Annotated in this window: 3 protein-coding genes; all 3 read left to right on the top strand. The window is 64.0% G+C overall.

The window, feature by feature from the left end; all coding sequences use genetic code 11:
- Positions 1-17: 17 nt before the first annotated feature.
- Positions 18-554, top strand: coding sequence for an SRPBCC family protein (locus WEB06_03715; GenBank protein ID MEX2554722.1), 537 nt, complete (start codon positions 18-20; stop codon positions 552-554).
- Positions 555-606: 52 nt separating this feature from the next.
- Positions 607-978, top strand: coding sequence for a cupin domain-containing protein (locus WEB06_03710; protein MEX2554721.1), 372 nt, complete (start codon positions 607-609; stop codon positions 976-978).
- Positions 979-1158: 180 nt separating this feature from the next.
- Positions 1159-1685 (top strand): hypothetical protein (locus tag WEB06_03705; protein ID MEX2554720.1); only part of this gene is annotated, 527 nt, incomplete at its 3' end.

Here is a 1685-nt window from a genome sequence, read left to right as displayed (position 1 = left end):
CGACGAGAGGAGGAGCGATGGAAATGACCAGAGACCGGACGGGCAACGATCTGCGGCGGCCCTACGAGACGACGGTGACGGCGCCGTCGAAAGCCAGTTCGAGGGAGATCTACGATGTACTCGCCGATCTCCAAACCCACCGCACGTGGGGGGCAGGCAAGAACGGCCTGCAGTCACTGACCGCGCCGCCGGGACCCGCACAAGTCGGCACGGAGTTCGAAAGCACCGGGAACGACCCCATGGGCCCCTTCGAGGACCGCTCGGTCGTTACCGAGGCGCGGCCGGGCGAGCTGTTCGAGTTCGTCACCGACGCACACCAGCGTCCCAAGAAGGGAGATGCTGTCGAGTGGACGCTCGTCCACCGGTATGCGATCACGCCGACCGACGGAGGGTCGAGCGTCACGTACACGAACCGCGTCACCCGGATCAGCGGCATTCACGGCATGCTGCGGCTGTTGAACTCGCGCGCCCTCGCGGGCCTGATGCGCAAGATGACGACATCCGTGACGCGCTCCGGCCTGCGGAACTTGATCGCGCACGCTGAGAAGCGGTGAACCCATCCATTGGCGAAGGACGCCGTGGCTCGCATCGATGATGGAGGATCTCATGCCAAAGATCGGAAAGTCAGGTGCTTCTCAGCATTTCGAGGCTGAAGGATTCGAAGGTCACTACCAGGATCTCGACGGCTACACGATCGGCTTCGAGACGTACACCGCCGATGCGGACATGGCGCCGTTGTTCAAGGGCTTGCCTGATGATCGGTGCCAATGCCCGCACTGGGGATACGTGATCAAAGGCAAGCTCGTCTATCACTACGCTTCCGGAGACGACGTGATCACAACCGGCGAAGGCTACTTCGCCAAGCCCGGACACACGCCCGAGATCTTCGCCGGCACCGAGATCGTCGAGTTCAGCCCAACCGATGAACTGGCCGAGACACTCGAGGTCGTCACCAAGAACATGGAGGCGATGGGCTAGACGGAGCCATCTTCCGAGAGGGGAGCGAAGTTCGCTCCCCTCTCGTCGTAGCTCCGCCGCGCGCCTCCGGCCCCGGAGATCTCCCAGACGCGCGTATCGTCGGGCTCTTCCGGGAGGACCTGGACTCGCCCCGGGCGAAGTAATCACGGAGACCCGGCTAGGAGAATGAGGAGACAACGGATGAGGATGCGCGCTCGGTTCTGGGTGATCGGTGTTCTGTCCATGGCGCTCGGTGTGCCCGGGATCGGCTGGTCCGACGACCCGCCGCCGAATGAGGGGATGATCCTGCTCCAGGAGATCCCGCAGATCGCCACGAGGAGCACGCTCTACTCGCTTCCTCCTGACCCCGAGTCCGCGCTCGAGGCACTGTCCACGATGCCCGACGGGCTGAACGACGTCATCGCGATGCACCTCGGGAGGCTCAATCCGAACCCGTATGAGTCGACGCCGGGCGTCGCTCCGCTGGGAAGCCTGCTGGGTGCGCGCGCCGACCTGCTCCTCAACCCGCAGCACTGGGACAAGAAGCTGCGCGACACCATGAGCGGCGAGGTCGCAATCTTACTCTTGCCGATGGACGCGACGACCGTCATCGTGATCATGCCGACCCAGGTCGTGGAGTCCGACCCCATGGCTACTCCGCTGCCTGAACGGCGCGTGGACCTCAGCGATGTCACCTACGAGGTCAACGGACAGACAAGGACGGTGGA

The sequence above is a fragment of the Actinomycetota bacterium genome, assembly GCA_040905475.1.
Lineage (GTDB): Bacteria > Actinomycetota > AC-67 > AC-67 > AC-67 > DATFGK01.
Note: the sequence above shows the minus strand (reverse complement) of the source record. Positions and strands in the feature narration are given on the sequence as shown.

What these genes read in the sequence shown, in the direction of transcription:
- WEB06_03715 (MEX2554722.1), top strand. Translation starts at nt 18, where the DNA reads ATGGAAATGACCAGAGACCGGACGGGCAACGATCTGCGGCGGCCCTAC.
- WEB06_03710 (MEX2554721.1), top strand. Translation starts at nt 607, where the DNA reads ATGCCAAAGATCGGAAAGTCAGGTGCTTCTCAGCATTTCGAGGCTGAA.